This is a genomic window from Pseudomonas sp. MONT-RG-20F-20-E-7-02 (genome assembly GCF_022662395.1).
In the GTDB taxonomy this organism is placed as follows: domain Bacteria; phylum Pseudomonadota; class Gammaproteobacteria; order Pseudomonadales; family Pseudomonadaceae; genus Aquipseudomonas.
This window is the reverse complement of sequence record NZ_JAKNQN010000007.1, coordinates 85,108-109,052: the sequence shown is the minus strand read 5'-3', so window position 1 is coordinate 109,052 and position 23,945 is coordinate 85,108. Positions and strand designations below refer to the sequence as shown.

Annotated in this window: 21 protein-coding genes; 10 read left to right on the top strand and 11 right to left on the bottom strand. The window is 60.9% G+C overall.

Going from position 1 to position 23,945, the window contains the following annotated elements:
- Positions 1-136 precede the first annotated feature (136 nt).
- From fkpB to murJ, 5 genes are all read right to left on the bottom strand, one after another.
- Positions 137-574 carry an FKBP-type peptidyl-prolyl cis-trans isomerase gene (gene fkpB / locus L8I05_RS20575; RefSeq protein WP_010213263.1) on the bottom strand — a complete coding sequence of 146 codons (438 nt, stop codon included), beginning with the start codon at positions 572-574 and terminating at the stop codon, positions 137-139.
- A 7-nt stretch (positions 575-581) separates the two neighbouring features.
- Positions 582-1,091, bottom strand: coding sequence for a signal peptidase II (gene lspA / locus L8I05_RS20570; RefSeq protein WP_106578588.1), 510 nt, complete (start codon positions 1,089-1,091; stop codon positions 582-584).
- Positions 1,084-3,915, bottom strand: a complete 2,832-nt coding sequence (gene ileS / locus L8I05_RS20565; RefSeq protein WP_242171289.1) for an isoleucine--tRNA ligase — start codon at positions 3,913-3,915, stop codon at positions 1,084-1,086. The genes lspA and ileS overlap by 8 nt, the downstream gene beginning before the upstream one ends.
- Positions 3,916-3,929: 14 nt before the next feature.
- Positions 3,930-4,868, bottom strand: a complete 939-nt coding sequence (gene ribF, locus L8I05_RS20560; RefSeq protein ID WP_064450635.1) for a bifunctional riboflavin kinase/FAD synthetase — start codon at positions 4,866-4,868, stop codon at positions 3,930-3,932.
- 119 nt (positions 4,869-4,987) lie between these two features.
- On the bottom strand, positions 4,988-6,526 hold the full coding sequence (murJ, locus tag L8I05_RS20555; RefSeq protein ID WP_242171287.1) for a murein biosynthesis integral membrane protein MurJ: 1,539 nt from the start codon (positions 6,524-6,526) through the stop codon (positions 4,988-4,990).
- Positions 6,527-6,779: 253 nt separating this feature from the next.
- Between murJ and rpsT the strand changes: the two genes are divergently transcribed.
- Positions 6,780-7,058 carry a 30S ribosomal protein S20 gene (gene rpsT / locus L8I05_RS20550; protein ID WP_003171647.1) on the top strand — a complete coding sequence of 93 codons (279 nt, stop codon included), beginning with the start codon at positions 6,780-6,782 and terminating at the stop codon, positions 7,056-7,058.
- Between the two features lie 278 nt (positions 7,059-7,336).
- Here the strand turns inward: rpsT and L8I05_RS20545 are convergent, their stop codons facing one another.
- Positions 7,337-7,822, bottom strand: a complete 486-nt coding sequence (locus tag L8I05_RS20545) for a peptidylprolyl isomerase (RefSeq protein WP_003188398.1) — start codon at positions 7,820-7,822, stop codon at positions 7,337-7,339.
- On the opposite strand from L8I05_RS20545, the gene L8I05_RS20540 reads away from it, so the two are divergent.
- The 3 genes from L8I05_RS20540 (at position 7,821) to L8I05_RS20530 (ending at position 11,187) form a co-directional block, all read left to right on the top strand.
- Complete coding sequence (locus L8I05_RS20540; RefSeq protein WP_347341233.1) at positions 7,821-8,111, top strand: DUF3565 domain-containing protein; 291 nt, start codon at positions 7,821-7,823, stop codon at positions 8,109-8,111. The two genes, L8I05_RS20545 and L8I05_RS20540, sit on opposite strands and share 2 nt — an antisense overlap.
- A 79-nt stretch (positions 8,112-8,190) precedes the next feature.
- Positions 8,191-10,290, top strand: coding sequence for a phosphate acetyltransferase (gene pta / locus L8I05_RS20535; protein ID WP_197625309.1), 2,100 nt, complete (start codon positions 8,191-8,193; stop codon positions 10,288-10,290).
- On the top strand, positions 10,291-11,187 hold the full coding sequence (locus L8I05_RS20530; RefSeq protein WP_242171282.1) for an acyltransferase: 897 nt from the start codon (positions 10,291-10,293) through the stop codon (positions 11,185-11,187).
- 160 nt (positions 11,188-11,347) lie between these two features.
- On the opposite strand, the gene cysN is transcribed toward L8I05_RS20530, so the two are convergent.
- The 3 genes from cysN to L8I05_RS20515 form a co-directional block, all read right to left on the bottom strand.
- The gene (cysN, locus tag L8I05_RS20525; RefSeq protein ID WP_242171279.1) at positions 11,348-13,246 is read right to left on the bottom strand and encodes a sulfate adenylyltransferase subunit CysN; all 1,899 of its coding nucleotides are present in this window, start codon (positions 13,244-13,246) and stop codon (positions 11,348-11,350) included.
- A gap of 9 nt (positions 13,247-13,255) precedes the next feature.
- Positions 13,256-14,173, bottom strand: a complete 918-nt coding sequence (cysD, locus tag L8I05_RS20520; RefSeq protein ID WP_017137614.1) for a sulfate adenylyltransferase subunit CysD — start codon at positions 14,171-14,173, stop codon at positions 13,256-13,258.
- Between the two features lie 271 nt (positions 14,174-14,444).
- The gene (locus L8I05_RS20515; RefSeq protein WP_242171277.1) at positions 14,445-15,203 is read right to left on the bottom strand and encodes a Nif3-like dinuclear metal center hexameric protein; all 759 of its coding nucleotides are present in this window, start codon (positions 15,201-15,203) and stop codon (positions 14,445-14,447) included.
- 102 nt (positions 15,204-15,305) lie between these two features.
- Between L8I05_RS20515 and algW the strand changes: the two genes are divergently transcribed.
- The 3 genes from algW to L8I05_RS20500 all read left to right on the top strand — a co-directional run bounded on the left by algW (position 15,306) and on the right by L8I05_RS20500 (position 19,397).
- Complete coding sequence (algW, locus tag L8I05_RS20510) at positions 15,306-16,460, top strand: Do family serine endopeptidase AlgW (RefSeq protein ID WP_177016570.1); 1,155 nt, start codon at positions 15,306-15,308, stop codon at positions 16,458-16,460.
- 108 nt (positions 16,461-16,568) lie between these two features.
- On the top strand, positions 16,569-18,665 hold the full coding sequence (locus L8I05_RS20505; protein WP_277931847.1) for a TonB-dependent siderophore receptor: 2,097 nt from the start codon (positions 16,569-16,571) through the stop codon (positions 18,663-18,665).
- A 12-nt stretch (positions 18,666-18,677) separates the two neighbouring features.
- Positions 18,678-19,397, top strand: coding sequence for a DUF4198 domain-containing protein (locus tag L8I05_RS20500; RefSeq protein WP_242171272.1), 720 nt, complete (start codon positions 18,678-18,680; stop codon positions 19,395-19,397).
- A 123-nt stretch (positions 19,398-19,520) separates the two neighbouring features.
- Here L8I05_RS20500 and hemH read toward each other — a convergent pair whose 3' ends face one another.
- Both hemH and L8I05_RS20490 read right to left on the bottom strand, forming a co-directional pair.
- Positions 19,521-20,546, bottom strand: a complete 1,026-nt coding sequence (hemH, locus tag L8I05_RS20495; protein WP_242171270.1) for a ferrochelatase — start codon at positions 20,544-20,546, stop codon at positions 19,521-19,523.
- A 14-nt stretch (positions 20,547-20,560) separates the two neighbouring features.
- On the bottom strand, positions 20,561-21,460 hold the full coding sequence (locus L8I05_RS20490; RefSeq protein ID WP_159954087.1) for a TIGR01777 family oxidoreductase: 900 nt from the start codon (positions 21,458-21,460) through the stop codon (positions 20,561-20,563).
- A gap of 212 nt (positions 21,461-21,672) precedes the next feature.
- Here L8I05_RS20490 and L8I05_RS20485 point away from each other — a divergent pair, with 212 nt between their 5' ends.
- The 3 genes from L8I05_RS20485 (at position 21,673) to L8I05_RS20475 (ending at position 23,944) form a co-directional block, all read left to right on the top strand.
- Positions 21,673-22,659 carry an NAD(P)/FAD-dependent oxidoreductase gene (locus L8I05_RS20485; RefSeq protein ID WP_159954086.1) on the top strand — a complete coding sequence of 329 codons (987 nt, stop codon included), beginning with the start codon at positions 21,673-21,675 and terminating at the stop codon, positions 22,657-22,659.
- Positions 22,656-22,871 carry a TIGR02450 family Trp-rich protein gene (locus L8I05_RS20480; RefSeq protein ID WP_159954085.1) on the top strand — a complete coding sequence of 72 codons (216 nt, stop codon included), beginning with the start codon at positions 22,656-22,658 and terminating at the stop codon, positions 22,869-22,871. Before L8I05_RS20485 ends, L8I05_RS20480 begins: the two co-directional genes overlap by 4 nt.
- A 113-nt stretch (positions 22,872-22,984) precedes the next feature.
- Complete coding sequence (locus L8I05_RS20475; protein ID WP_242171268.1) at positions 22,985-23,944, top strand: DUF523 and DUF1722 domain-containing protein; 960 nt, start codon at positions 22,985-22,987, stop codon at positions 23,942-23,944.
- Position 23,945: the final 1 nt, after the last annotated feature.

The window sequence follows — 23,945 nt, the reverse complement described above, 5'->3', positions numbered from 1 at the left end:
TACAGGAGTGAGCCTCTGTGGGAGCCGGGCTTGCCCGCGATGCAGACGACTGGGTGTATCAGGTACACCGAGGTGATGCTATCGCAGGCAAGCCAGCGCCCACATAAACCAGCCCCACAGGAGCCAGCGTCGTTGATCAGAGCGCTTTAACGTCGATGATTTCGACGTCAAACGTCAAGGTTTTACCGGCCAACGGGTGGTTGAAGTCGATGGTCACTTGCGCGTCATCGAAGGTTTTCACCACGCCGGGCAGCTCGGTATTCGCCGCATCGTTGAAAATCACCAACAGGCCTTCCGACAGGTCCATGTCCTGGAACTGCGAACGCGGGATGATCTGTACGTTTTGCGGGTTGGGCTGGCCAAAAGCATTTTCCGGCAAAATCTGCAGGGTGCGCTTGTCACCGGCCTTGAAACCGAACAGTGCCGCTTCGAAACCCGGCAGCAGGTTGCCATCGCCGACCTTGAAGGTCGCCGGGGCTTTGTCGAAGGTGCTGTCGACCGTGTCGCCGTTCTCCAGGCGCAGTGCGAAGTGCAAAGTGACTTCCGTGTTCTGGCCGATGCGTTGCTCAGCCAATACCTGATCAGTCATTGACGGTCTCTCCGGTTTTCTTGCTTTTGAACATGTCCAACGCCAGCATGATTGCACCGACGGTGATGGCGCTGTCGGCAAAGTTGAACGCCGGGAAGTACCAGCGGTTCTGCCAATGCACCAGGATAAAGTCGATCACATGGCCCAAGGCAATGCGGTCGTAAAGGTTACCCAGGGCGCCGCCCAGCACCAAGGCCAGGGCGATGGCGAGCCAGGTGTCATCGCGGCCCAGGCGTTTGAGCCAGACCACCAGCACGGCACTGACCACCACGGCGATCAGCGCGAACAGCCAGCGCTGCCAGCCGGAGCTGTCGGCGAGGAAGCTGAAGGCCGCGCCGGTGTTGTAAGCCAAGGTCCAGCTGAAGTAGTCAGGAATGACCACAATCTGCTGGTACATCTGTAAGGCGCCTTCGAAATGAGCCTTGCTGAGCTGGTCAATGACCAGCACCAGCACGCTCAGCACGAGCCAGCCCAGACGTCCGAAACGGCTGGTGTTAGGCATAGTGGCGAACCTCGCCGGCACCGCTGATGTTGTCCACGCAACGACCGCAGATTTCCGGATGCTCAGGGTTCACGCCAACGTCTTCACGGCAGTGCCAGCAACGGGCGCACTTAGGGAAGGCCGACTTGACCACTTGCAGCTTGAGGCCCGGTACTTCGGTGGCCACGGCGTCCGCAGGCGCCTGGGCAAACGGTGCCAGGCTGGCGGTCGAGGTGATCAGCACGAAGCGCAATTCGTTGCTCAGCTTGGCCAGGTCGGCGCTCAGGCCTTCCTCGGCAAACAGGGTGACTTCGGCTTGCAGGTTGCCACCGACGGCCTTGGCCGCACGCTGAACTTCCAGCTCCTTGTTCACCGCCACTTTGACGGCCATCACGCCTTCCCAGTACTCGCGGCCCAGTTCGAAGTCGGCCGGCAGTTCGGTCAGGCCTTCGTACCAGGTGTTGAGCATGACCGATTCGTTACGCTCGCCCGGCAGGTATTCCCACAGTTCATCGGCGGTGAAGGCCAGGATCGGCGCGATCCAGCGCACCAGCGCTTCAGAGATGTGGTACAGCGCGGTCTGCGCCGAACGGCGTGCCTTGCTGTTGGCGCCGGTGGTGTACTGGCGATCCTTGATGATGTCGAGGTAGAAACCACCCAGCTCCTGCACGCAGAAGTTGTGGATCTTCGAGTAGACGTTCCAGAAACGGTATTCACCGTAGTGTTCCTGCAACTCACGCTGCAGCAACAGGGTACGGTCCACGGCCCAGCGGTCCAGGGCGAGCATGTCCTCGGCCGGCAGGATGTCGGTGGCCGGGTTGAAACCGGTCAGGTTCGACAGCAGGAAGCGTGCGGTATTACGGATACGGCGGTAGGCATCGGCGCTACGGGCCAGGATCTGGTCCGACACGGCGATTTCGCCCGAGTAATCGGTCGACGCTACCCACAGACGCATGATGTCGGCGCCCAAGGTGTCGTTGATCTTTTTCGGCTCGATCACGTTTTTCAGCGACTTGGACATCTTGCGGCCCGTCTCGTCGACGGTGAAGCCGTGGGTCAGCAGTTCGCGGTACGGCGCGTGGTTGTCGATGGCGCAGCCGGTGAGCAAGGAGGAGTGGAACCAGCCACGGTGTTGGTCCGAGCCTTCCAGGTACAGGTCGGCACGCGGGCCGGTTTCGTGACCCATCGGGTGCGAACCGCGCAGCACGTGCCAGTGGGTGGTGCCGGAGTCGAACCACACGTCGAGGGTGTCGCTGATCTTGTCGTACAGCGGCGCTTCGTCGCCCAGCAGCTCGGCGGCGTCCAGCTTGAACCAGGCTTCGATGCCTTCCTGCTCAACACGCTGGGCCACGACTTCCATCAGTTCGACGGTGCGTGGGTGCAGCTCACCGCTTTCCTTGTTCAGGAAGAACGGGATTGGCACGCCCCAGTTACGCTGACGGGAGATGCACCAGTCCGGGCGGTTGGCGATCATCGAGTGCAGGCGCGCCTGGCCCCAGGCCGGGACGAACTTGGTGTCTTCGATGGCTTTGAGCGAGCGCACACGCAGGGTGTCGCCGCTGGTCGGCTCTTTGTCCATGCCGATAAACCACTGCGCAGTGGCGCGGTAGATCAACGGGGTCTTGTGGCGCCAGCAGTGCATGTAGCTGTGCTTGATGGTTTCGGTGTGCAGCAGCGAACCGACTTCTCGCAGCTTATCGATGATTGGCTCGTTAGCCTTGAAGATGAACTGGCCGCCGAAGAACTCCAGCGACGGCGCGTACACGCCATTGCTCTGCACCGGGTTGAGGATGTCGTCGTTGACCATGCCGTAGGCTTTGCAGGTCACAAAGTCGTCAACGCCGTAGGCCGGTGCGGAGTGAACCACACCAGTACCCGAACCCAGTTCGACGTAGTCGGCCAGGTACACCGGCGACAGACGGTCATAGAACGGGTGACGGAAGTTGATCAGCTCCAGCGCGGTGCCGGTGGTGGTGGCGATCACCGAACCTTGCAGTTCGTAGCGTGCCAGGCAGGCTTCGACCATTTCCTCGGCCAGCACCAGCAGGCGGTCACCGACGTCCACCAGGGCATAGGTGAATTCCGGGTGCACGTTCAGCGCCTGGTTGGCCGGGATGGTCCACGGTGTGGTGGTCCAGATCACGATGGCGGCCGGCTTGGCCAGCGATGCCAGGCCAAAGGCTTCGGCCAGCTTGGCGTCGTCGGCAGCCGGGAAGGCCACGTCGATGGTCGAGGACTTTTTGTCTTCGTACTCGACTTCCGCTTCGGCCAGGGCCGAACCGCAGTCGAAGCACCAGTTCACAGGCTTGAGGCCCTTGAACACGAAGCCACCCTTGACGATTTCGGCCAAGGCGCGGATCTCTCCGGCCTCGTTCTTGAAGTTCATGGTCTTGTACGGGTTGTCCCACTCGCCCAACACGCCCAGGCGGATGAATTCGGACTTCTGCCCTTCGATCTGCTCGGTGGCGTAGGCACGGCACAGTTCGCGGGTTTTATCCGCGCCAAGGTTCTTGCCGTAAGTCACTTCGACTTTGTGTTCGATCGGCAGGCCGTGGCAGTCCCAACCCGGAACATAAGGCGCGTCGAAACCCGCCAGGGTTTTCGAGCGCAGGATCATGTCCTTGAGAATTTTGTTCAGCGCATGACCGATGTGAATCGTGCCGTTGGCATAAGGAGGGCCGTCGTGCAGGACGAATTTCGGACGATCCTTGCCAATTTCGCGCAACTTTCCGTACAGGCCAATACTGTCCCAGCGCTGCAGGATCTGCGGTTCGCGCTGTGGCAGGCCGGCCTTCATTGGGAAGGCGGTGTCCGGAAGGTTTAGCGTGGCTTTATAGTCGGTCATTTAAGGCTCTTCGGTTAGCGATGGGCGCTAGGTGCGGCTAGTGCACGGGCGGCGGCGACATCCGCATTGATCGCCGTTTTCAACGCCTCAAGGGAGGCGAAACGCTGCTCTTCACGCAGCTTCTGGTGGAAAACCACCGTCAAACGCCGGTCATACAAATCACCGGCAAAATCCAAAAGGTGAACTTCCAGGTGGGCCTTGCCATCACCTGCAACCGTGGGCCTGACGCCTATGTTGGCGACTCCCGGCCACGATTGGCCGTCGATGTCGACGCTCACCAGGTAAACCCCGGTCAGTGGCACACGACGGCGCTTGAGTTGCACGTTGGCGGTTGGCGTACCGAGTTGGCGCGCCAGCTTCTGACCGTGCAATACCCGCCCGGCAATGCGGAACGGGCGACCGAGCAAGCGCTCGGCCAAGGCGAAGTCGGCAGCGGCCAGGGCGTTACGCACCTGGGTACTGCTCACGCGCAGGCCGTCCAGTTCGACGGTTTGCGCGGCTTCGACGGTAAAACCTTGATTCACGCCGGCGTGCTGCAGAAAGTCAAAATCCCCGACGCGGTCGCAACCGAAACGGAAGTCGTCGCCGACCTCCAGGTGCTGTACGCCCAGGCCATCCACCAGAATACGGTCGACGAACTCGGCGGCGCTGAGGCTTTGCAAACGCTGGTTGAAGGCCAGGCAAAGCACACGGTCTACGCCCTCTTCCGCCAGCAACTGCAGCTTGTCGCGCAAACGCGCCAAACGTGCCGGCGCCGTTTCAGGGGTAAAGAATTCCCGTGGCTGCGGCTCAAAAATCACCACGCAGCTGGGCACGCCCAACTCGACCGCGCGTTCACGCAGCCGGCCCAGGATAGCCTGGTGGCCACGGTGAACACCGTCAAAGTTGCCAATAGTGGCGACGCAGCCCCGATGCTCGGGGCGCAGGTTGTGGAGACCTCGAACCAGCTGCATAACGCGCTTCTTGCTCATAAAGTGGTCGATTATAACCACACCCAGCCCCGGACGACAGGCAACAGCGCAGGCCAAATGGATCGAATCGATAAAACAACCGTTTTATCGCGGCAAACTCTCTATCCCAACGACTTGCGATTGAAATCCCGCAGTCGGAAACCCTGCAGCAGCAACATCCCGAAGTACACCACCACGCCTGCGACCACCAACACACCCAGGCGCATGAAGCGCTCCAGCATATGGCCCTGGTCCCAGGCCGGCATAAAGTGCATCAAGCCGAGCAGGACCGCCGACATGGCCGCAACCGCCACCAGCAACTTGAGGGCAAACATGCCCCAGCCCGGCTGCGGTTGGTACATCTGCTGCTTGCGCAGCTGATAAAACAGTAGGCCGGCATTGATGCAGGCGCCGGCGCTGATCGCCAACGCCAGGCCAGCGTGGGCGAGCGGGCCGATAAACACCAGGTTGAGCAGTTGCGTGACGATCAGCGTGAAAATCGCGATTTTGACCGGCGTGCGGATGTTCTGCTGGGCGTAAAAGCCTGGGGCCAGCACTTTGATTACGATAATACCGAGCAGCCCGACGGAATAAGCGACCAGCGCGTGCTGGGTCATCAGTGCGTCATGCGCGTCAAACTGGCCGTATTGGAACAGCGAGACGGTCAACGGCTCGGCCAGAATCCCCAAGGCCAGGGAGCACGGCAGCACCAGCATGAAGCACAGGCGCAGGCCCCAGTCGAGAATGCGCGAGTATTCCTGACGGTCTTTGCTGGCGTAGGTGCGCGCCAGGGTCGGCAGCAGAATCGTGCCCAACGCTACGCCAAGTACGCCGGACGGCAGCTCCATCAGACGGTCGGCGTAATACATCCACGATACCGAGCCTGAAACCAGCAGCGAGGCGAAGGCGGTGTTGATGATCAGCGAAATCTGGCTGACCGAAACGCCAAGGATCGCCGGCAGCATATTGCGCATCACGCGCCAGACGCCGGTGTCCTTGAGGTTCAGGCGCGGCAGCACGAGCATGCCGATCTTTTTCAGGTGTGGCAGCTGGTACAGCAATTGCGCCAGGCCACCGGCCAGCACGGCCCAGCCCAGGGCCATCACCGGCGGATCGAAGTACGGCGTGAGGAACAGCGCGAAAATAATCATGCTGACGTTCAGCAATGTCGGCACGAAGGCCGGCACCGAGAAGCGGTTCCAAGTGTTGAGGATCGCACCGGCCAGGGACGACAGGGAAATCAGCAATATATAAGGAAAGGTCACCCGCAGCAGGTCAGTGGTCAGCGCGAATTTTTCCGGGGTATTGGCGAAACCGGGAGCCGTGGCCCAGATCACCCAGGGCGCAGCGAGCATGCCGGCGATGGTCACCAGCATCAGTACCAGGGTCAGCAGGCCGGAAACATAGGCAATAAAGGTGCGGGTGGCTTCTTCGCCCTGCTGGGTCTTGTATTCGGCCAGGATCGGCACGAACGCTTGGGAAAATGCGCCTTCGGCAAAGATTCGCCGCAGCAGATTGGGCAATTTAAAGGCAATAAAGAACGCATCAGTGGCCATGCTGGCGCCAAAAATGCGCGCCAGCAGGGTGTCACGCACGAACCCCAAAACCCGGGAGATCATCGTGATAGAGCTGACGGCAGCCAACGATTTGAGCAGATTCATTGAAAGAGTTTGCGCCTATAGATAAAGAGCAGGCGAACAAAGCGCCCACTTATGCGATACTGCGCGCCTGCAACAGCACAGAGCCAAAGCTCGCGAGTTTACAGGTCAAGCGCCGGAAATAAATCACCCGCCTCTTCAGATCGACCACTCAGCAGTTCGCATCAGCCGCCCTTGACAACCCATCAAGTCATCGGCATGATTCGCGGCCTATTTTGTTTGCTATTTCCTAAAAAGTCTTTCGAGGAGCTCGACGGTGGCCAACACACCTTCCGCCAAAAAACGTGCAAAACAGGCTGAGAAGCGTCGCAGCCACAACGCCAGCCTGCGTTCCATGGTTCGTACCTACATCAAGAATGTAGTTAAAGCCATCGACACCAAAGACGCTGAAAAAGCCCAAGCTGCTTACGTTCTGGCCGTGCCAGTTATCGACCGTATGGCCGATAAAGGCATCATCCACAAGAACAAGGCCGCTCGTCATAAGAGCCGCCTGAATGGCCACATCAAGGCTCTGAACGTCGCTGCAGCAGCCTAAGTGGTAACAACTGCCGCGTAACCCAGGTTGCGTAACAGTTAAGAAATGCCCCGTACCGAAAGGTGCGGGGCATTTTTGTTTGCCTACAGAATCACCACAGCTCTCCTTGTGGGAGCGGGCTTGCCCGCGATGACAGTGTGTCAGTCACCGAATACCTGGCTGATACACCGCTATCGCGGGCAAGCCCGCTCCCACATTTGGGCTGCGGTGCATTTTCAAGGCAAAAAAAACGCCCCGAACCAGTCGGGGCGTTTTGCTACCTATTGATCAAACCACAATCAATGGTGATGACCGCCTTCACCGTGGACGTGGCCGTGGGCCACTTCTTCCTGGGAAGCATCGCGGATGGCAACGATCTTCACTTGGAAGTTCAAGCGCTGGCCAGCCAGGGGGTGGTTACCGTCGACAGTCACGTCGTCGCCGTCCAGGTCGCGGATGGTGACGATCTGCATTTGGCCGTCCGGCGCGGAAGCGTGGAACTGCATGCCCACTTCCAGCTCGTCAACGCCTTCGAACATGCTGCGGCTCAAGGTGCTGACCAGTTCGGCGGAGTATTCGCCGTAAGCATCTTCAGGTTCTACGGCGACGGTCAGTTCGTCACCGACGTTCTTGCCTTCCAGAGCCTTCTCCAGGCCCGGGATGATGTTACCTGCGCCTTGCAGGTAGACCAGCGGCGCGCCGCCGGCGGAGCTGTCGATGACCTCACCAGCGTCGTTGGTCAGGGTATAGTCGATGGAGACAGCCTTGTTAGCGGCGATCGTCATGGGGCGAGACCTTTTGCATAAGAATGAAGAACGGACAAGTCTAAACAAGGATTTGCCCGAAAGCGAACACAACCCGGACAGACGGGGCCGATCAACGGCATCCTTCATCATCGGCTTTCGGCAGGACGACGACCTTCACTGGGTTGCCGAACTGTCCTGCGGCCACACCCAACACCTGCGCCACCAGCCGCCCTGGCAGTCCCGCGGCTGGGTACTCGACCCCGCGCAACGCCTTGAAAAAATAGGCCAACCCTTTGCGTGCGGCTGGTGTGCGCAACAGCGCGAATAACGATAACCTTGGCGTCTGATTCCCGGTAGGTGCTCAGCCATAGAGCGCCACCGAAGCCATGCACCTCCAGAGAATTCGCATGCAGACTTTTTTTATCGCGCCCACCGATTTTGGTGTGGGTCTGACCTCCATCAGCCTTGGGCTGGTGCGTACTCTTGAACGGGCCGGGCTGAAAGTCGGCTTCTTCAAACCGATTGCCCAGCCGCACCCGGGCGACACCGGCCCCGAACGCTCCACCGAACTGGTGGCGCGCACCCACGGCCTGAAACCGCCACAACCGCTGGGCCTGGCCCATGTTGAGCGCATGCTCGGCGACGGCCAGCTCGACGAGCTGCTCGAAGAAATCATCACCCTGTACCAGCAAGCCGCTGTGGGCAAGGACGTGCTGATCGTCGAAGGCATGGTGCCGACCCGCAGCGCCAGCTATGCGGCGCGGGTCAACCTGCACCTTGCCAAGAGCCTCGATGCCGAAGTGATCCTGGTGTCGGCGCCGGAAAACGAAGTGCTGACCGAGCTCTCCGGCCGCGTGGAATTGCAGGCCCAACTGTTCGGCGGCCCCAAAGACCCGAAAGTGCTGGGCGTAATCCTCAATAAAGTGCGCACCGACGAAAGCATGGAAGCCTTCTCGGCGCGCCTCAAAGAGCATTCGCCCCTGTTGCGCAGCGGTGACTTCCGCCTGCTCGGCTGCATCCCCTACCAGCCCGAACTCAACGCGCCGCGCACCCGCGACGTGGCTGACCTGATGGGCGCACAGATCCTCAACGCCGGCGATTATGAAAGCCGACGCATGACCAAGATCATTATCTGTGCCCGCACCATGCGTAACACCGTGGAGCTGCTCAAACCCGGCGTGCTGGTGGTTACCCCAGGCGACCGCGACGACATCATCCTCGCGGTCAGCCTGGCCGCAATCAACGGTGTACCGCTGGCCGGGCTGTTGCTGACCAGCGACACGCTGCCCGACCCACGCATCATGGATCTGTGCCGCGGCGCGTTCCAGGCCGGGCTGCCAGTACTGTCGGTGAGCACCGGCTCCTACGACACCGCCAATCAGCTCAACAGCCTGAACAAAGAGATCCCGATTGATGACCGCGAACGCGCGGAAATCATCACTGACTTTGTCGCCAGCCACCTCGATGCGCGCTGGCTGCACCAACGCTGCGGCACGCCACGGGAGATGCGCCTGTCGCCCGCCGTATTCCGTTATCAACTGATCCAGCGCGCCCAAGCCGCCAACAAACGCATTGTGTTGCCCGAAGGCAGCGAGCCATTGACCGTGCAAGCGGCCGCCATCTGCCAGGCACGCGGCATTGCCCGTTGCGTGCTGCTGGCCAAACCGGCGGACGTGGAAGCCGTCGCCCGCGCCCAGGGCATCGAGTTGCCCGAAGGCCTGGAAATTCTCGACCCGGACCTGATTCGCCAGCGTTATGTCGAACCGATGGTCGCCCTGCGCAAGAGCAAGAGCCTCAACGCGCCGATGGCCGAGCAGCAACTGGAAGACACCGTGGTGATCGCCACCATGATGCTCGCGCTGGACGAAGTGGACGGCCTGGTCTCCGGCGTCATTCACTCCACTGCCAACACCATCCGCCCTGCCCTGCAACTGATCAAAACGGCGCCGGGCTGCACCCTGGTGTCGTCGGTGTTCTTCATGTTGTTCCCCGAGCAGGTGCTGGTATACGGCGACTGCGTGATGAACCCGCACCCGAGCGCGGCCGAACTCGCGGAAATCGCCCTGCAAAGCGCCGACTCGGCTGCCGCGTTCGGCATTACCCCGCGCGTGGCGATGATCAGCTATTCCAGCGGTGACTCGGCCAGTGGCGAAGAAGTGGAAAAAGTTCGTGAAGCCACCCTGCTCGCCCACGAACAGCAAAGCTCGCTGCTGATCGACGGGCCGTTGCAGTACGACGCCGCCGCCAACGAAACCGTCGCACGGCAGCTGGCGCCCAACAGCCTGGTCGCCGGCAAAGCCACGGTGTTTGTGTTCCCGGACCTGAACACCGGCAACACTACGCACAAAGCCGTGCAACGCAGCGCCGATTGCGTAAGCCTGGGCCCGATGCTGCAAGGCCTGCGCAAACCGGTGAACGACCTGCCGCGCGGCGCCCAGGTCGACGACATCGTTTACACCATCGCACTGACTGCGATTCAAGCCGCCAACCGACCTATGGATATCTAAATGCTGGATTTTCTACCTGCCGCCGTGCGCGGGGTGATCGCGTCCTTGTTGTTGGCGCTGAACACGATCCTGCTGTGCTCGTTTCTGTTTATCGTCGCGCTGTTCAAGGCGCTGCCGTTTGCCAAGCGCTTCAGTGAATGGCTGATGAACCACACCCATGAAGCCTGGGTCACCAACAACAAGGGCTGGATGAACCTGGTACGCCGCACGCGCTGGCACCTGACTGGTCTTGAGGGGTTGGACTATCAGCACTCATACCTGGTGACCAGTAACCACCAGAGTTGGGTGGACATCATGGTGCTGCAGTACGTGCTCAATCGACGCATTCGCCCGCTGAAGTTCTTTCTCAAGCAGGAGTTGATCTGGGTGCCGGTGATCGGCCTGGCGTGGTGGGCGTTGGGCTTCCCTTTCATGAAGCGCTACACCAAGGCCTACTTGGAGAAGCACCCGGAGAAGAAAGGCAAAGACCTGGAAACCACGCGCAAGACCTGTGCGAAGTTTCGCGACAACCCGGTGGGCATATTCAATTTTGCCGAAGGCACACGGTTTACGCCGGGCAAGCATGCCCAGCAGAAATCCCCATTTCGCTATTTGCTCAAGCCCAAGGCCGGCGGGATCGCGTTTGTACTGGATGCCATGGGTGAGCAGTTGAAATCACTGGTGAACGTGACGATTCACTACCCTGCCGGGCGCCCGGGGTATTGGGATTTGCTCTGTGGGAATGTGAAGGACGTGGTGGTGCACTTTGAAGAGGTGCAGATTCCGGCCGGGTTTATCGGCAAGAATTATGAACAGGATGGGGAGTATCGGTTGGCGTTTCAGGGCTGGATCAACCAGCTGTGGGAAGACAAGGATGCGTTGCTGGACAAGCTGCACACAGATTTCCCTGCCAGATGATCGTTCCCACGCTCCGCGTGGGGAATGCTTCCGGTGACGCTCCGCGTCACGACTTCAGGAGCGGACGCAGAGCGTCCAGAGCGGCATTCCCACGCAGAGCATGGGAACGATCAGCCCGCCACCGAGTAATCGGTGGCGGGCTTTTTTATGGCGGCGAGGTTTAGATCGCGCCGCGCTGGCGCAACAGTTCCAGCACTTGCTTGACGCTGTCTTCCAGCGACAGGGCCTGGGTGTCGATCACCAGATCGGCATTCAACGGCACGTCGTACGGGAAGGATTCGCCCGGGATGTTATCCCCGCCGGCAGCGTACAAGCCTTGCGGGTCACGCTCGGCGCACACCAGCGGCGAGGCTTGCACGTAAACGGTGAGCAGGCGGTCGGCACCGATCAGCGCCTTGGCCTGTTCGCGGCCTTCGGCATCCGGGGCGACGAACGCAGCCAGGGTCAGCAGGCCGGCTTCGTTGAACTGGCGCGCCACGTGAGCGGCACGACGCCAGTTCTCGGTACGCCCGGCGCGGTCCTGCGGCAAGCCCTTGTTCAGGTCGTGACGCAGGTTCTGGCCATCCAGCACAAATACCGCACGGCCCATGTCGAACAGCTTGCGTTCAACCGCGTAGGCCAAGGTGCTTTTGCCCGCCCCCGACAGGCCGCTGAACAACACGGTGGCCGGCTGCTGGCCAAAGCGCAGAGCACGCTCTTCGGTGGCGACATGAGCAAGGCTGCCGTGCTGCGCTGAACCGCCATGATTGACCGGCGGCGCAATGATCATGCCCGCAGCCACGGTGCCGTTGGTCAACCGGTCGATGACGATAAACGCACCGGTGGTGCGGTTGCTGTCGTAGCCGTCCAGCGCGATGGCGGCGTCGAGGCTGACCTTGACCCTGCCGATCTCGTTCAATTGCAGCGAACTCGCCGGGCCTTCGGCCAGGGTGTTCACGTCCACGCGGTGCACGATGCTGGTGATGGAACCCGGTACGTAGCTGGTGGCGCGCTTGATGTCGTATTTCTTGCCCGGCAGCATCGGTTCTTCGGCCATCCACACCAGCATGGCGTCGAAGGCGTCGGTCACTTGCGGCACGTTGTCGGCATGCACCAGCAGGTCGCCACGGGAGATGTCGATCTCGTCTTCCATGGTCAGGGTCACAGCCTGGCCTGGGCCGGCGTGTTCCAGCTCACCTTCAAAGGTGACGATGGATTTGACGCGGCTGCTCTTGCCCGACGGCAGCACCACGACTTCGTCGCCCTTGTGCACGATGCCGCTGGCCAGGGTGCCGGCGAAACCACGGAAGTTCAGGTTCGGACGGTTGACGTACTGCACCGGGAAACGCAGGTCGGTGTAGTTGCGGTCGTTGGCGATCTCGACGCTTTCGAGAATTTCCATCAGCGACTGGCCGGTGTACCAAGGCGAACGCTCGCTCTTGTTCACCACGTTGTCGCCCTTGAGCGCCGACATCGGTACGAACGCCATGGTGCTCGGCTTGAACGCGATGCCCTCGGCGAACTTCAGGTAATCGGCCTTGATCTGCTCGAACACGCTTTGGTCAAAACCATTGATGTCCATCTTGTTGACGGCCACCACGATGTGCTTGATACCCAGCAGCGAAGCAATAAAGCTGTGGCGACGGGTCTGGGTCTGCACGCCGTAGCGGGCGTCGATCAGGATAATCGCCAGGTCACAGGTAGAGGCACCGGTGGCCATGTTGCGGGTGTACTGCTCATGGCCGGGGGTGTCGGCGATGATGAATTTGCGCTTGGCGGTGGAGAAGTAGCGGTAGGCAACATCGATGGTGATGCCCTGCTCGCGCTCAGCCTGCAGGCCGTCGACCAGCAAGGCCAGGTCGATGTCGTCACCAGTGGTGCCGGACTTCTTCGAATCGCGGGTGATGGCTTCCAGGTGATCTTCGTAGATCATCTTGGAGTCGTGCAGCAGGCGCCCGATCAGGGTGCTCTTGCCGTCGTCGACGTTGCCGCAGGTCAGGAAGCGCAACATTTCCTTGCGCTCGTGCTGGCCCAGGTAGGCGAGGATGTCCTCGCTGATCAAATCAGATACGTGCGACATGACAGCCCCTTAGAAATAGCCTTGACGTTTTTTATCTTCCATCGAGCCTGCACCATCGTGGTCGATGACGCGGCCCTGGCGCTCGGAAGTTCGCGTCAGGAGCATTTCCTGAATGATGTCCGTCAGCGTCTCGGCTTCGGACTCCACCGCGCCCGTCAACGGGTAGCAGCCAAGGGTACGGAAACGTACTTTCTTTTTGACGATTCGGGCTTTGTCTTCGTCGGACAAGTGCTCGAGGATGCGGTCGTCGTCGATCATGATCAACGTGCCGTTCTTTTCGATCACATCGCGCTCGGCGGCAAAATACAGCGGCACAATAGGGATGCCTTCGAGGTAGATGTACTGCCAGATGTCCAGCTCGGTCCAGTTGGACAGAGGGAACACACGGATCGACTCACCCTTGTTGACGTTGCCGTTGTAGACGTTCCACAGCTCCGGGCGCTGGTTTTTCGGGTCCCAGCGGTGCTTGCTGTCGCGGAACGAGTACACACGCTCTTTGGCGCGGGATTTCTCTTCATCGCGACGGGCACCGCCAAAGGCTGCGTCGAAACCATGCTTGTCCAGGGCCTGCTTGAGGCCTTCGGTTTTCATGATGTCGGTGTGCTTGGCACTGCCGTGGGTGAACGGGTTGATGCCCTGCGCCACGCCATCCGGGTTGACGTGGGTGATCAGGTCCAGGCCCAGCTCTTCGACCATTTTGTCGCGGAACTTGTACATCTCCTGGAATTTCCAGCGGGTGTCGACGTGCATCACCGGGAACGGCAGCTTGCCCGGGAAGAAAGCCTTGCGCGCCAGATGCAGCATCACGGCGGAGTCTTTACCGATCGAGTAGAGCATCACCGGGTTGTCGAACTCGGCGGCGACCTCGCGGATGATGTGGATGCTTTCCGCCTCCAGCTGTTTCAGATGCGTCAGTTTGTCGACCATGGCTACTCACGGAAAAACGATCTTATGGACGGCCAGCGGGCCGTGTTCGAGCGAGGCATGCTAGCACAGCACCTGCTTCTATTCAGGGAGCTGGCTAGATCGAAACGGTATATGAATATGCCACTGGGTTTGGCGTGAAACTCGCCCAGCGGTGGGAGCTGGCTTGTGTGGGAGCTGGCTTGCCTGCGATGGCATCCACCCGGTGTGCCAGATGTACCGAGTTGCTCGCATCGCAGGCAAGCCAGCTCCCACATTGGGCCTGCGGCGAGGCCTAGATCGGGTTCGGGCAATCGATGAAAAGGTGTTCCAGGGCAAACCGTCGGGCCAGGTAATCGCCCAACGCCTGGACACCGTAGCGCTCAGTGGCGTGGTGCCCGGCGGCGATGAAACTGATGTCGTTTTCCCGCGCGCTGTGGAAGCTTTGCTCGGAGGCTTCGCCGCTCAAGTACAGGTCGACGCCGGCCGCAATCGCGTCGTCGATGTAGCCCTGGCCACCGCCGGTGCACCAGCCGACACGGCGGATCATTTCGCTGCCTTCGATCAGCAGTGGCTCGCGGCCCATTACGTCCTGCACACGGCGGGCAAAGTCGCGAGGCGACAACGGCTCGGCGAGGGAGCCGACCAGGCCGACGATTTTCGGGTTGCTCGGGTCCAGCGGGCCTTCGACGGTGATGTCCAGTTGGCGGGCCAGTTGCACGTTATTGCCCACCTCGGCGTGCAGGTCCAGCGGCAGGTGATAGGCGAGCAAACTGATGTCGTGTTTAAGCAGGGTTTTCAGGCGGCGCTGCTTCATGCCGGTTATGCACGGGTTTTCGCCTTTCCAGAAATAACCGTGGTGCACCAGCACCAAGTCGGCCTGGGCCTCGACGGCGGCGTCCAGCAGGGCTTGGCTGGCGGTCACGCCGCTGACGATGCGCATCACCTGCGGGCGACCCTCGACCTGCAGGCCATTGGGGCAATAATCGGCAATTTTTGCACTGCCGAGGTAGCGGTCCGCTTCCTCGACGAGGGTGGTAAGGGGGACGGCCATAAAAGACTCCTAAATATCCCGTTCCGAGGCGCTCGCAGCCTCGTATAATGCGCGACATTATGGGCGCTCTCCCGCCCCCTGCAACCTGTCAGGACTTACTTGATGCTCAAGGCACTGCGTTTTTTTGGATGGCCATTGTTGGCTGGCGTGCTGATCGCGATGCTGATTATTCAGCGTTATCCCCAGTGGGTGGGCTTACCCAGCCTGGATGTGAACCTGCAACAAGCCCCGCAAAGCAGCTCGGTGGTGCAAGGTCCGGTGACCTACGCCGACGCCGTGGTCATCGCCGCGCCCGCGGTGGTCAACCTGTACACCACCAAAGTCATCAACAAACCGGCGCACCCGTTGTTTGAAGACCCGCAATTTCGCCGCTATTTCGGCGACAACGGGCCCAAGCAGCGCCGCATGGAATCAAGCCTTGGTTCCGGGGTGATCATGAGCCCGGAAGGCTACATCCTCACCAACAACCACGTGACCACCGGCGCCGACCAGATTGTGGTGGCCTTGCGCGACGGCCGCGAAACCCTGGCCCGGGTGGTCGGCAGCGATCCGGAAACCGACCTCGCGGTGCTGAAAATCGATTTGAAGAGCCTGCCGTCGATCACCATCGGCCGCTCCGAAGGGCTGCGCGTCGGTGATGTGGCGCTGGCCATCGGCAACCCGTTCGGCGTCGGCCAGACGGTGACCATGGGCATCATCAGCGCCACCGGGCGTAACCAGTTGGGGCTCAACAGCTACGAAGACTTTATCCAGACCGACGCGGCGATCAACCCGGGCAACTCCGGCGGCGCGTTGGTGGATGCCAATGGCAACCTGACCGGCATCAACACCGCGATTTTCTCCAAGTCCGGCGGCTCCCAGGGCATCGGTTTTGCGATCCCGGTGAAGCTGGCGATGGAAGTGATGAAGTCGATCATCGAGCACGGCCAGGTGATTCGCGGCTGGCTGGGCATTGAAGTACAGCCGCTGACTAAAGAGTTGGCTGAGTCGTTCGGCCTGACCGGACGCCCAGGCATCGTGGTCGCCGGTATCTTCCGCGACGGTCCGGCGCAGAAAGCCGGCCTGCAGTTGGGCGATGTGATCCTCAGCATCGATGGCGAACCGGCCGGTGATGGCCGCAAGTCGATGAACCAGGTGGCGCGGATCAAGCCGACCGACAAGGTGGCGATCCAGGTGATGCGCAACGGTAAAGAGATCAAGCTGCTGGCGGAAATCGGCTTGCGCCCACCACCGGCGCCGGTGAAAGAAGAGGAATAACAGTGTTGGGAGCCCGTTCGCGGGCTCCTGTAACCTAATATTTCAAAAGAAATCCATTCTCATTAGTCATGTTATATTGTTTCAATATAGACATTGGAACGCTCTATCATGCCGTCTCGAAGAATTGCCCCCATGGCTGGCCTGGCCCTGGGTTTGCTGCTCGACCCCGCCTACGCTGAAGACAACACCGTAGAACTGGACACCATCAGCGTCACCTCCGACGCTTATGAATCCGCCACCGGCCCGGTCACAGGCTACCGCGCCACCCGCTCGGCCAGCGCGACCAAGACTGACACCGCTCTGCGCGACATCCCGCAATCCATCAGCGTAATTCCCGCCACAGTACTCAAGGACCTGGGCAGCACCAGCGTGGAGCGCGCGCTCGAATTTGCTGGCGGCGTGTCCAAGCAAAACAATTTCGGCGGCCTGACGCTTTACGAATACAGCGTGCGCGGCTTCACCACCTCTGAGTTCTACCAGGACGGTTTCAGCGCCAACCGTGGCTACCCGAGCACGCCGGACGCCGCCAACATCGAGCGCATTGAAGTGCTCAAAGGCCCCGCTGCCAGCCTGTACGGGCGCGGCGATCCGGGCGGCACAGTGAATATCGTCACCAAGAAACCCCAACCGCAAGCCTTCACCACCGTGCAAACCAGCGCCGGCAGTTGGGACCGCTATCGCACCGCGCTGGACGTAAACACCCCGCTGGACAGCGAAGGCCGCGTGCTGTCGCGGGTCAACCTGGCAGTGGAAGACAACCACAGCTTTCGCGATCACGTGGATGCCCAGCGCGTCTTCGTCGCGCCATCGTTCAGTTGGCAGTTGAGCCCGGACACGCGCCTGTTAGTGGAAAGCGAATTCGTACGCCACAGCTCAACCTTCGACCGCGGCATTGTCGCGCCGCGCGGTATGTCGCGCTCCACCTTCCTCGGCGAGCCCAACGACGGCAACATCCGCAACCACAACAACCGCCTCCAGGCGGCCCTTGAACATCACCTCAACGACGCCTGGCAACTGCGCCTCGCCAGCCACTACAAACAGGGCAGCCTGTGGGGCGACGCCTCGGAAAGCCGCGCGCTGAACGTCGACGGCCATACCGTCAACCGCCGCTACCGCGAACGCTCCAGCGGTTGGCACGACAGCATTACCCAGCTGGAACTGCGCGGGTTGTTCGACATCGGCAGTTGGCAGCACGAACTGTTGATCGGCACCGAGTACGAGGACTACCGCAAAAAGGAACGCGTGACGGCCATCGGCGGCAGCCTCTACCCCATCGACATCTATAAGCCGGTCTATGGCCAGGCCAAACCCAACGGCGCACGCACCGGCACCGACTTCTTCGAACAGACGAAAAGCCAGGCGCTGAACCTGCAGGACCAGATCGTCTTCACCGACCGCCTGCGCGGTATGCTTGGCGCGCGCTTTGAACACGTCGAACAAAGCACCGATGACTTCGCCCGCAACCACGCCAAAAGCCGGCAAACCCACGACGCCCTTACCCAGCGCGCCGGTTTGCTCTACCAGCTCACCCCGCAAGTCGGGGTGTTCGCCAACGCCTCAACCTCGTTCAAGCCCAACAACGGCCTGGACGCCGGCGGCAAATCCTTCAAGCCGGAAGAAGGCGTGGGCTATGAAGTGGGGATCAAGAGCGAGCTGTTCGACGACCGCTTGAGCACCACCCTCGCCGCCTTCCATATCGACAAGCAAAACGTCCTGGCCCTGGACCCGGCCACCGACACCAACCGCGCCATGGGCAAGGCACGCAGCCAGGGTTTCGACCTGCAACTGACCGGGCAATTGACTGACGCCGTAAGGGTCATCGGCGCCTTCGCCTACATCGATGCCGAAGTGACCAAGGGTGACAAAGCCATCCCCACCGGCAGCCGCATTCTTGGCGTGGCCAAGCGCAGCGGCAGTCTGTTGGGTGTGTATGAGTTTCAGGATGGCCTGTTTCGCGGTTCGGACCTGGGTGCGGCGTTCACCTACGTTGGCGATCGCTCCGGCGAAGCCGGCAGTCGGTTTGAGTTGCCCGCTTACCACACCGTCGACCTGCTGGCGCATTACAAGGCCAGCGACAACGTCACCGTGGGCCTGAACCTCAACAACGTATTTGACGAAAAGTACTACGAGCGCTCCTACAGCAATTACTGGGTCACACCCGGCGAGCCGCGCAACGTCACCGTCAGCCTGACCCTCAATCTATAAAAGGATGCCCCCATGCAAGCCCTGAAATCCCTGGCCGTGCTCGGCCTGCTGTTTGCCAGCCACGTCTCTGCCCACGGCCTGTGGACCGAACAACGGCGCGGCAATATCGAAGTGATCTACGGCCACGGTGCCGAGGACAACGCCTTCAAGGCGCAAAAAATCAGCGGCGCCTGGGCGTATGACGCCAGCGCCAGGATGATTCCGGTCACCGTGGAGCGCCTGGCCGACCACGCACGCCTCAAGCCGCTCAAAGCGCCCGCCGTGTTAGCCGTGGCCCTGGACAACGGCATGTGGTCGCAAACGCCGGACAAGCAGTGGATTAACCAGGGCCGCAGCCACGTACCGGGAGCCATTCAATCAACGCAGACGTTCAAGTACAGCCTGGCGATTTACCAGCCGGGGGCGAAGTTGCCGAAGCTGGATCAAATCAAGCTGCTGATCCTGCCGGAAGTCGACCCGCTGACCGTAGGGCCGGGCCATTCACTGCCGGTGCGGGTGCTGCTGGATGGCAAGCCGGCGGCGGGGATCAAGTTGGTGGGCGATTATCGCAATGCGCCAAACACCTTGAGCACCGAGACCGACAAGGATGGCCGCGCCCAGGTGCTGGTGAGGAATGAAGGGTTGAATGTGATTGCGGCGCAGGTGGAGATCCCGCTCAAAGACAATGCCGATGTAGCGACGCGGGGGTTGTTCAGCTCGCTGACATTCCTGGGTGAGCCACACCACGAATAAACACTACAAAACACCGTGGGAGTCGGGCTTGCCCGCGATGCAGGCACCCTGGTGTATCAGGCACACCAAGGTGATGCTATCGCAGGCAAGCCAGCTCCCACCTTTAGTCCTCGTTTGGCTTGGTCAGAGTGACAACGGCGCGCGCTCGCACAGTGTATTCAGCGCCGCCGCCCACTGCGGATCATCATTAAGACACGGCACCAGCACCAACTCCTCGCCGCCCGCTTCACGGAACTGCTCCAGCCCGCGATCACCAATCTCTTCCAGCGTCTCGATGCAGTCCGCCACAAATGCCGGGCACATCACCAGCAGCTTTTTCACGCCTTGCTGGGCCAAGGCCTCAAGGCGCGCCTCGGTGTAGGGTTCGATCCACTTGGCGCGGCCCAGACGGGATTGAAACGCCACCGACCATTTACCCTCCGGCAAGCCCATGCGCGCGGCAAAATCCCGGGCGACGCTGAAGCATTGCGCGCGATAACAGGTAGCAAGCACCTCCGGCGAGGCGTTCTTGCAGCAGTCCGCATCTTTGAAACAATGCTGGCCGGTAGGGTCGAGCTTTGTCAGATGACGCTCCGGAAGGCCGTGAAAACTCAGCAGTAAATGATCGTATTCCTGCTCTACATACGGCCGGGCGCTCGCCACCAGCGCATCCAGGTACTCCGGCTGATCGTAGAACGGTTGCAGGATCGAGAACTGCACCTTGAGCTTTTTCTCGCGCACCACGCGCCGGGCTTCTTCAATCACGGTGGTCACGGTGCTGTCGGCAAATTGCGGATACAACGGCGCCAGGGTGACTTTCTCAATGCCCTGGGCGGCGAGGCGCGTCAACGTCGTTTCAAGGGACGGTTCGCCGTAACGCATCGCCAATTCCACCGGGCCCTGCGTCCACTGCGCCGTCATTTGCTGTTGCAGGCGACGGCTCAGCACCACCAGCGGCGAGCCTTCGTCCCACCAGATGGACGCATAGGCATGTGCCGACTGCTCGGGGCGCTTGATCAGGATCAGCGACACCAGCAACCGTCGCACCGGCCACGGCAGGTCGATCACGTAAGGGTCCATCAGGAACTGATTGAGGTAACTGCGCACATCGGCCACCGAAGTGGACGCCGGTGAACCCAGGTTGACCAGTAACAACGCGTGATCCGTCATGCAACATCCTATGGCTAGAGGCGGCTGGACAAGTCTTCCAGGGCCGCATGCAACTCAGTGAACTGAAAAGTGAAACCGGCCGCCAGCAGCCGTTCGGGAACCGCCTTCTGACCGCCCAGCAACAACCCGGACAACTCGCCCAGCCCGACCTTCAAGGCAAACGCCGGCATCGGCATAAACGCAGGGCGGTGCAGCACCTGGCCCAAGGTCTTGGCAAAGTCGCGGTTACGCACCGGGTGTGGCGCGCAGGCATTATAAGGACCGCGGGCGTCTTCCTTGTGCAGAAGAAAATCAATCAGGGCGATTTGATCTTTTATATGCACCCACGGCATCCACTGGCGACCATTGCCGATAGGCCCGCCCAGCCCCAGTTTGAACGGCAGCAACAGCCGCGACAAAAAGCCGCCCTTGGCCGCCAGCACCAGCCCCGTGCGCACCTGCACCACACGAATGCCCATGGCTTCGGCGCGCAGGGCGGTTTCTTCCCAGGCGATACACAGCTGGCTGGGGAAGTCGTCCTGCACCGGGCCGCTGGCTTCGGTCAATTCACGCTCGCCGCCGTCGCCGTACCAGCCCACTGCGGAACCGGAAATCAACACCGCCGGTTTCTGCGACAGGCCTTCCATCCACGCAAGCAAGGTTTCGGTGAGGCTGATGCGGCTGCTCCACAGCAATGCCTTGCGTTTTTTGGTCCACGGGCGATCGGCGATGGGCGCGCCGGCCAGGTTGACCACCGCGTCCACGTGGCCGATCACGTCCTGCAAGCGGCCGACCCCCAACACCTCAGGGCCGCACCATTGGGCGACGGTGTCCGGCTCGCGGCTCCACACGGTCAGGCGATGCCCTTGGGCAAGCCAGCGCAGGCAAAGCTGACGCCCGATCAAGCCTGTACCGCCGGTCAGCAAAATGTGCATGGGACACTCCTCATGTAACGTTCGCCGCCGATCACTGGTCTATTTTATAGAGAGGGATCATTTGTAATCCGGCGCAGTTTTTGGTTGAAGCCCAGTGTTTAACCATAGGCCACGCCGTAAGAACAGGTACGCCAAAACTTATACCAAAAAACAATATTGTACAGCTATGGGCGTCGGCGTAGTCTGTACCCAACGGTAAAACGAGGCCTCCCATGACTGTTCCCATCGCGATCATCGGCACCGGCATCGCCGGTCTCTCCGCCGCCCGAGCGTTACAAGACGCGGGGCACGTTGTACAACTCTTCGATAAAAGCCGCGGCAGTGGCGGCCGCATGTCCAGCAAGCGCAGTGATGCCGGCGCGTTGGATATGGGCGCCCAGTACTTCACCGCCCGCGACCGGCGCTTCGTCAACGAAGTGCAACGCTGGCAAAGCAACGGCTGGGTCGAGCAGTGGAAGCCTCAGCTCTACAACTTCAAGTCCGGGCAACTCACGCCCTCCCCCGATGAGCAGATCCGCTGGGTCGGCACGCCGCGCATGAGTGCGATCACCCGTGCGTTGCTGGATGATTTGCCGGTGGAGTTCGGTTGCCGTATCACCGAAGTGTTCCAGGGCAAACAGCACTGGAACCTGCTCGACGCAGACGGCGGCAATCACGGCCCGTTCAGCCATGTGGTGATCGCCACGCCGGCACCACAGGCCACGGCGCTGCTGGCCGCCGCACCCAAACTGGCCAGTGCCGCCGCCGGGGTGAAAATGGACCCGACCTGGGCCATCGCCCTGGCCTTCGACAAACCCCTGGATACGCCCATGGAAGGCTGCTTCGTACAAGACAGCCCTCTGGATTGGCTGGCGCGCAACCGCAGCAAACCGGGGCGCGACACCACCCTCGACACCTGGGTGCTGCACGCCACCAGCACCTGGAGCAAGGCGCACCTCGACCTGCCCAAGGAAGCCGTGATCGAACACCTGCACGGTGCCTTCGCCGAACTGCTGCACAGCGCCATGCCCGCACCGTCCTTCAGCCTGGCGCATCGCTGGCTCTACGCACGACCGTCCAGCGCGCATGAATTCGGGGTGCTGGCCGACGCCGACCTGGGCCTGTACGTGTGTGGCGACTGGTGCCTGTCCGGGCGGGTCGAAGGCGCCTGGCTCAGCGGCCAGGAAGCCGCGCGACGCCTGATCGAGCACCTGCAATGAACCGCATCAATCCCGCCAAGTTGCTGCTGTCAAAGTGGACAGCAGCCGCGCCTCGCAACAAGGAAAAACACTTCCTGGTCACCGAACTGTTTCGTGACGAAGAAGGCACCGTGCTCGAAATCGAGCTGCAAGCCGTCATGACGCGTCGCGCTGAACGCCTGGCCTGGCAAACGCTGCAAAACGCCGAGGCCTGGAAAATCGGCTGGAAGTAGTGCCGCTGAAAATACTTGTACAAAATATTTGACTTGTACAGCATCAAATCTATGATGAGATTTAGTTGTACAAGCCTTCTAGCTTGTATAGGAATTTTTGCAGAGGTTCGGCCATGTCCAGCACCGTCAAACCGAAGATTGCCATCAGCGCCTGCCTGTTGGGCGAAAACGTGCGCTTCAACGGCGGACACAAACAATCCCTGCTGTGCAGCCAGACCCTCGCCGACTACTTCGACTTCGTGCCGCTGTGCCCCGAAGTCGCCATCGGCCTGGGCATTCCCCGCGAACCGATTCGCTTGGTCGGCGACCCTGCCCACCCGCAAGCCGTCGGCACCGTGCACCGCGAGCTGAACGTCACGCAACCACTGGACGACTACGGCCAGCAAATGGCTCAGGAACACACCGATTTGTGCGGCTACATCTTCATGCAGAAATCGCCGTCGTGCGGCCTGGAGCGGGTCAAGGTCTACCGCGACAATGGCACGCCCGTCGACGGTGGCGGGCGTGGCATTTACGCCCAGGCGTTTTGCGCACGTCACCCCAACTTGCCGGTGGAAGAAGACGGTCGGCTGAATGACCCGGTGCTGCGGGAAAACTTCCTGACCCGCGTTTTCGTGTATGCCAGCTGGCAACAATTGCTCGCCGAAGGCCTCACCCGTCACCGCCTGCTGGCCTTCCATTCACGCTACAAATACTTGTTGATGGCCCACAGCCCGGCGCACTACAAAAGCCTCGGCCAGCTGCTCGGCAGCATGGGCAAGGGCATTGATCTCGACGAACTGGCCGCCGGCTATTTCAGCGAGTTGATGATCGGGCTGAAAAAGTGCGCCACCCGTGGCACCCACACCAACGTGCTGCAACACATCAGCGGCTACCTCAAGCAGGCCATCAGCGCCGATGACAAACAGGAAATGCAAACCGTCATTGGCCAGTATCGCCACGGCATCGTGCCGCTGGTGGTGCCGTTGACGCTGCTCAAACATCACTTTCGCCAACACCCGGATCGCTACATCGCGCAGCAGGCCTACCTGCAGCCGCACCCGGAAAACCTCAGCCTGCGTAATGCGATCTAGA

Excerpts from the sequence above, each read along its gene's own strand:
- hemH (WP_242171270.1), bottom strand. The coding sequence starts at position 20,546 with ATGACGGATCACGCGTTGTTACTGGTCAACCTGGGTTCACCGGCGTCC.
- L8I05_RS20475 (WP_242171268.1), top strand. The coding sequence starts at position 22,985 with ATGTCCAGCACCGTCAAACCGAAGATTGCCATCAGCGCCTGCCTGTTG.
- algW (WP_177016570.1), top strand. The coding sequence starts at position 15,306 with ATGCTCAAGGCACTGCGTTTTTTTGGATGGCCATTGTTGGCTGGCGTG.
- L8I05_RS20540 (WP_347341233.1), top strand. The coding sequence starts at position 7,821 with ATGGGGCGAGACCTTTTGCATAAGAATGAAGAACGGACAAGTCTAAAC.
- cysD (WP_017137614.1), bottom strand. The coding sequence starts at position 14,173 with ATGGTCGACAAACTGACGCATCTGAAACAGCTGGAGGCGGAAAGCATC.
- murJ (WP_242171287.1), bottom strand. The coding sequence starts at position 6,526 with ATGAATCTGCTCAAATCGTTGGCTGCCGTCAGCTCTATCACGATGATC.
- L8I05_RS20530 (WP_242171282.1), top strand. The coding sequence starts at position 10,291 with ATGCTGGATTTTCTACCTGCCGCCGTGCGCGGGGTGATCGCGTCCTTG.
- L8I05_RS20490 (WP_159954087.1), bottom strand. The coding sequence starts at position 21,460 with ATGCACATTTTGCTGACCGGCGGTACAGGCTTGATCGGGCGTCAGCTT.
- L8I05_RS20485 (WP_159954086.1), top strand. The coding sequence starts at position 21,673 with ATGACTGTTCCCATCGCGATCATCGGCACCGGCATCGCCGGTCTCTCC.
- L8I05_RS20480 (WP_159954085.1), top strand. The coding sequence starts at position 22,656 with ATGAACCGCATCAATCCCGCCAAGTTGCTGCTGTCAAAGTGGACAGCA.
- L8I05_RS20505 (WP_277931847.1), top strand. The coding sequence starts at position 16,569 with ATGCCGTCTCGAAGAATTGCCCCCATGGCTGGCCTGGCCCTGGGTTTG.
- ileS (WP_242171289.1), bottom strand. The coding sequence starts at position 3,915 with ATGACCGACTATAAAGCCACGCTAAACCTTCCGGACACCGCCTTCCCA.
- cysN (WP_242171279.1), bottom strand. The coding sequence starts at position 13,246 with ATGTCGCACGTATCTGATTTGATCAGCGAGGACATCCTCGCCTACCTG.
- lspA (WP_106578588.1), bottom strand. The coding sequence starts at position 1,091 with ATGCCTAACACCAGCCGTTTCGGACGTCTGGGCTGGCTCGTGCTGAGC.
- pta (WP_197625309.1), top strand. The coding sequence starts at position 8,191 with ATGCAGACTTTTTTTATCGCGCCCACCGATTTTGGTGTGGGTCTGACC.
- ribF (WP_064450635.1), bottom strand. The coding sequence starts at position 4,868 with ATGCAGCTGGTTCGAGGTCTCCACAACCTGCGCCCCGAGCATCGGGGC.
- L8I05_RS20545 (WP_003188398.1), bottom strand. The coding sequence starts at position 7,822 with ATGACGATCGCCGCTAACAAGGCTGTCTCCATCGACTATACCCTGACC.
- L8I05_RS20515 (WP_242171277.1), bottom strand. The coding sequence starts at position 15,203 with ATGGCCGTCCCCCTTACCACCCTCGTCGAGGAAGCGGACCGCTACCTC.
- L8I05_RS20500 (WP_242171272.1), top strand. The coding sequence starts at position 18,678 with ATGCAAGCCCTGAAATCCCTGGCCGTGCTCGGCCTGCTGTTTGCCAGC.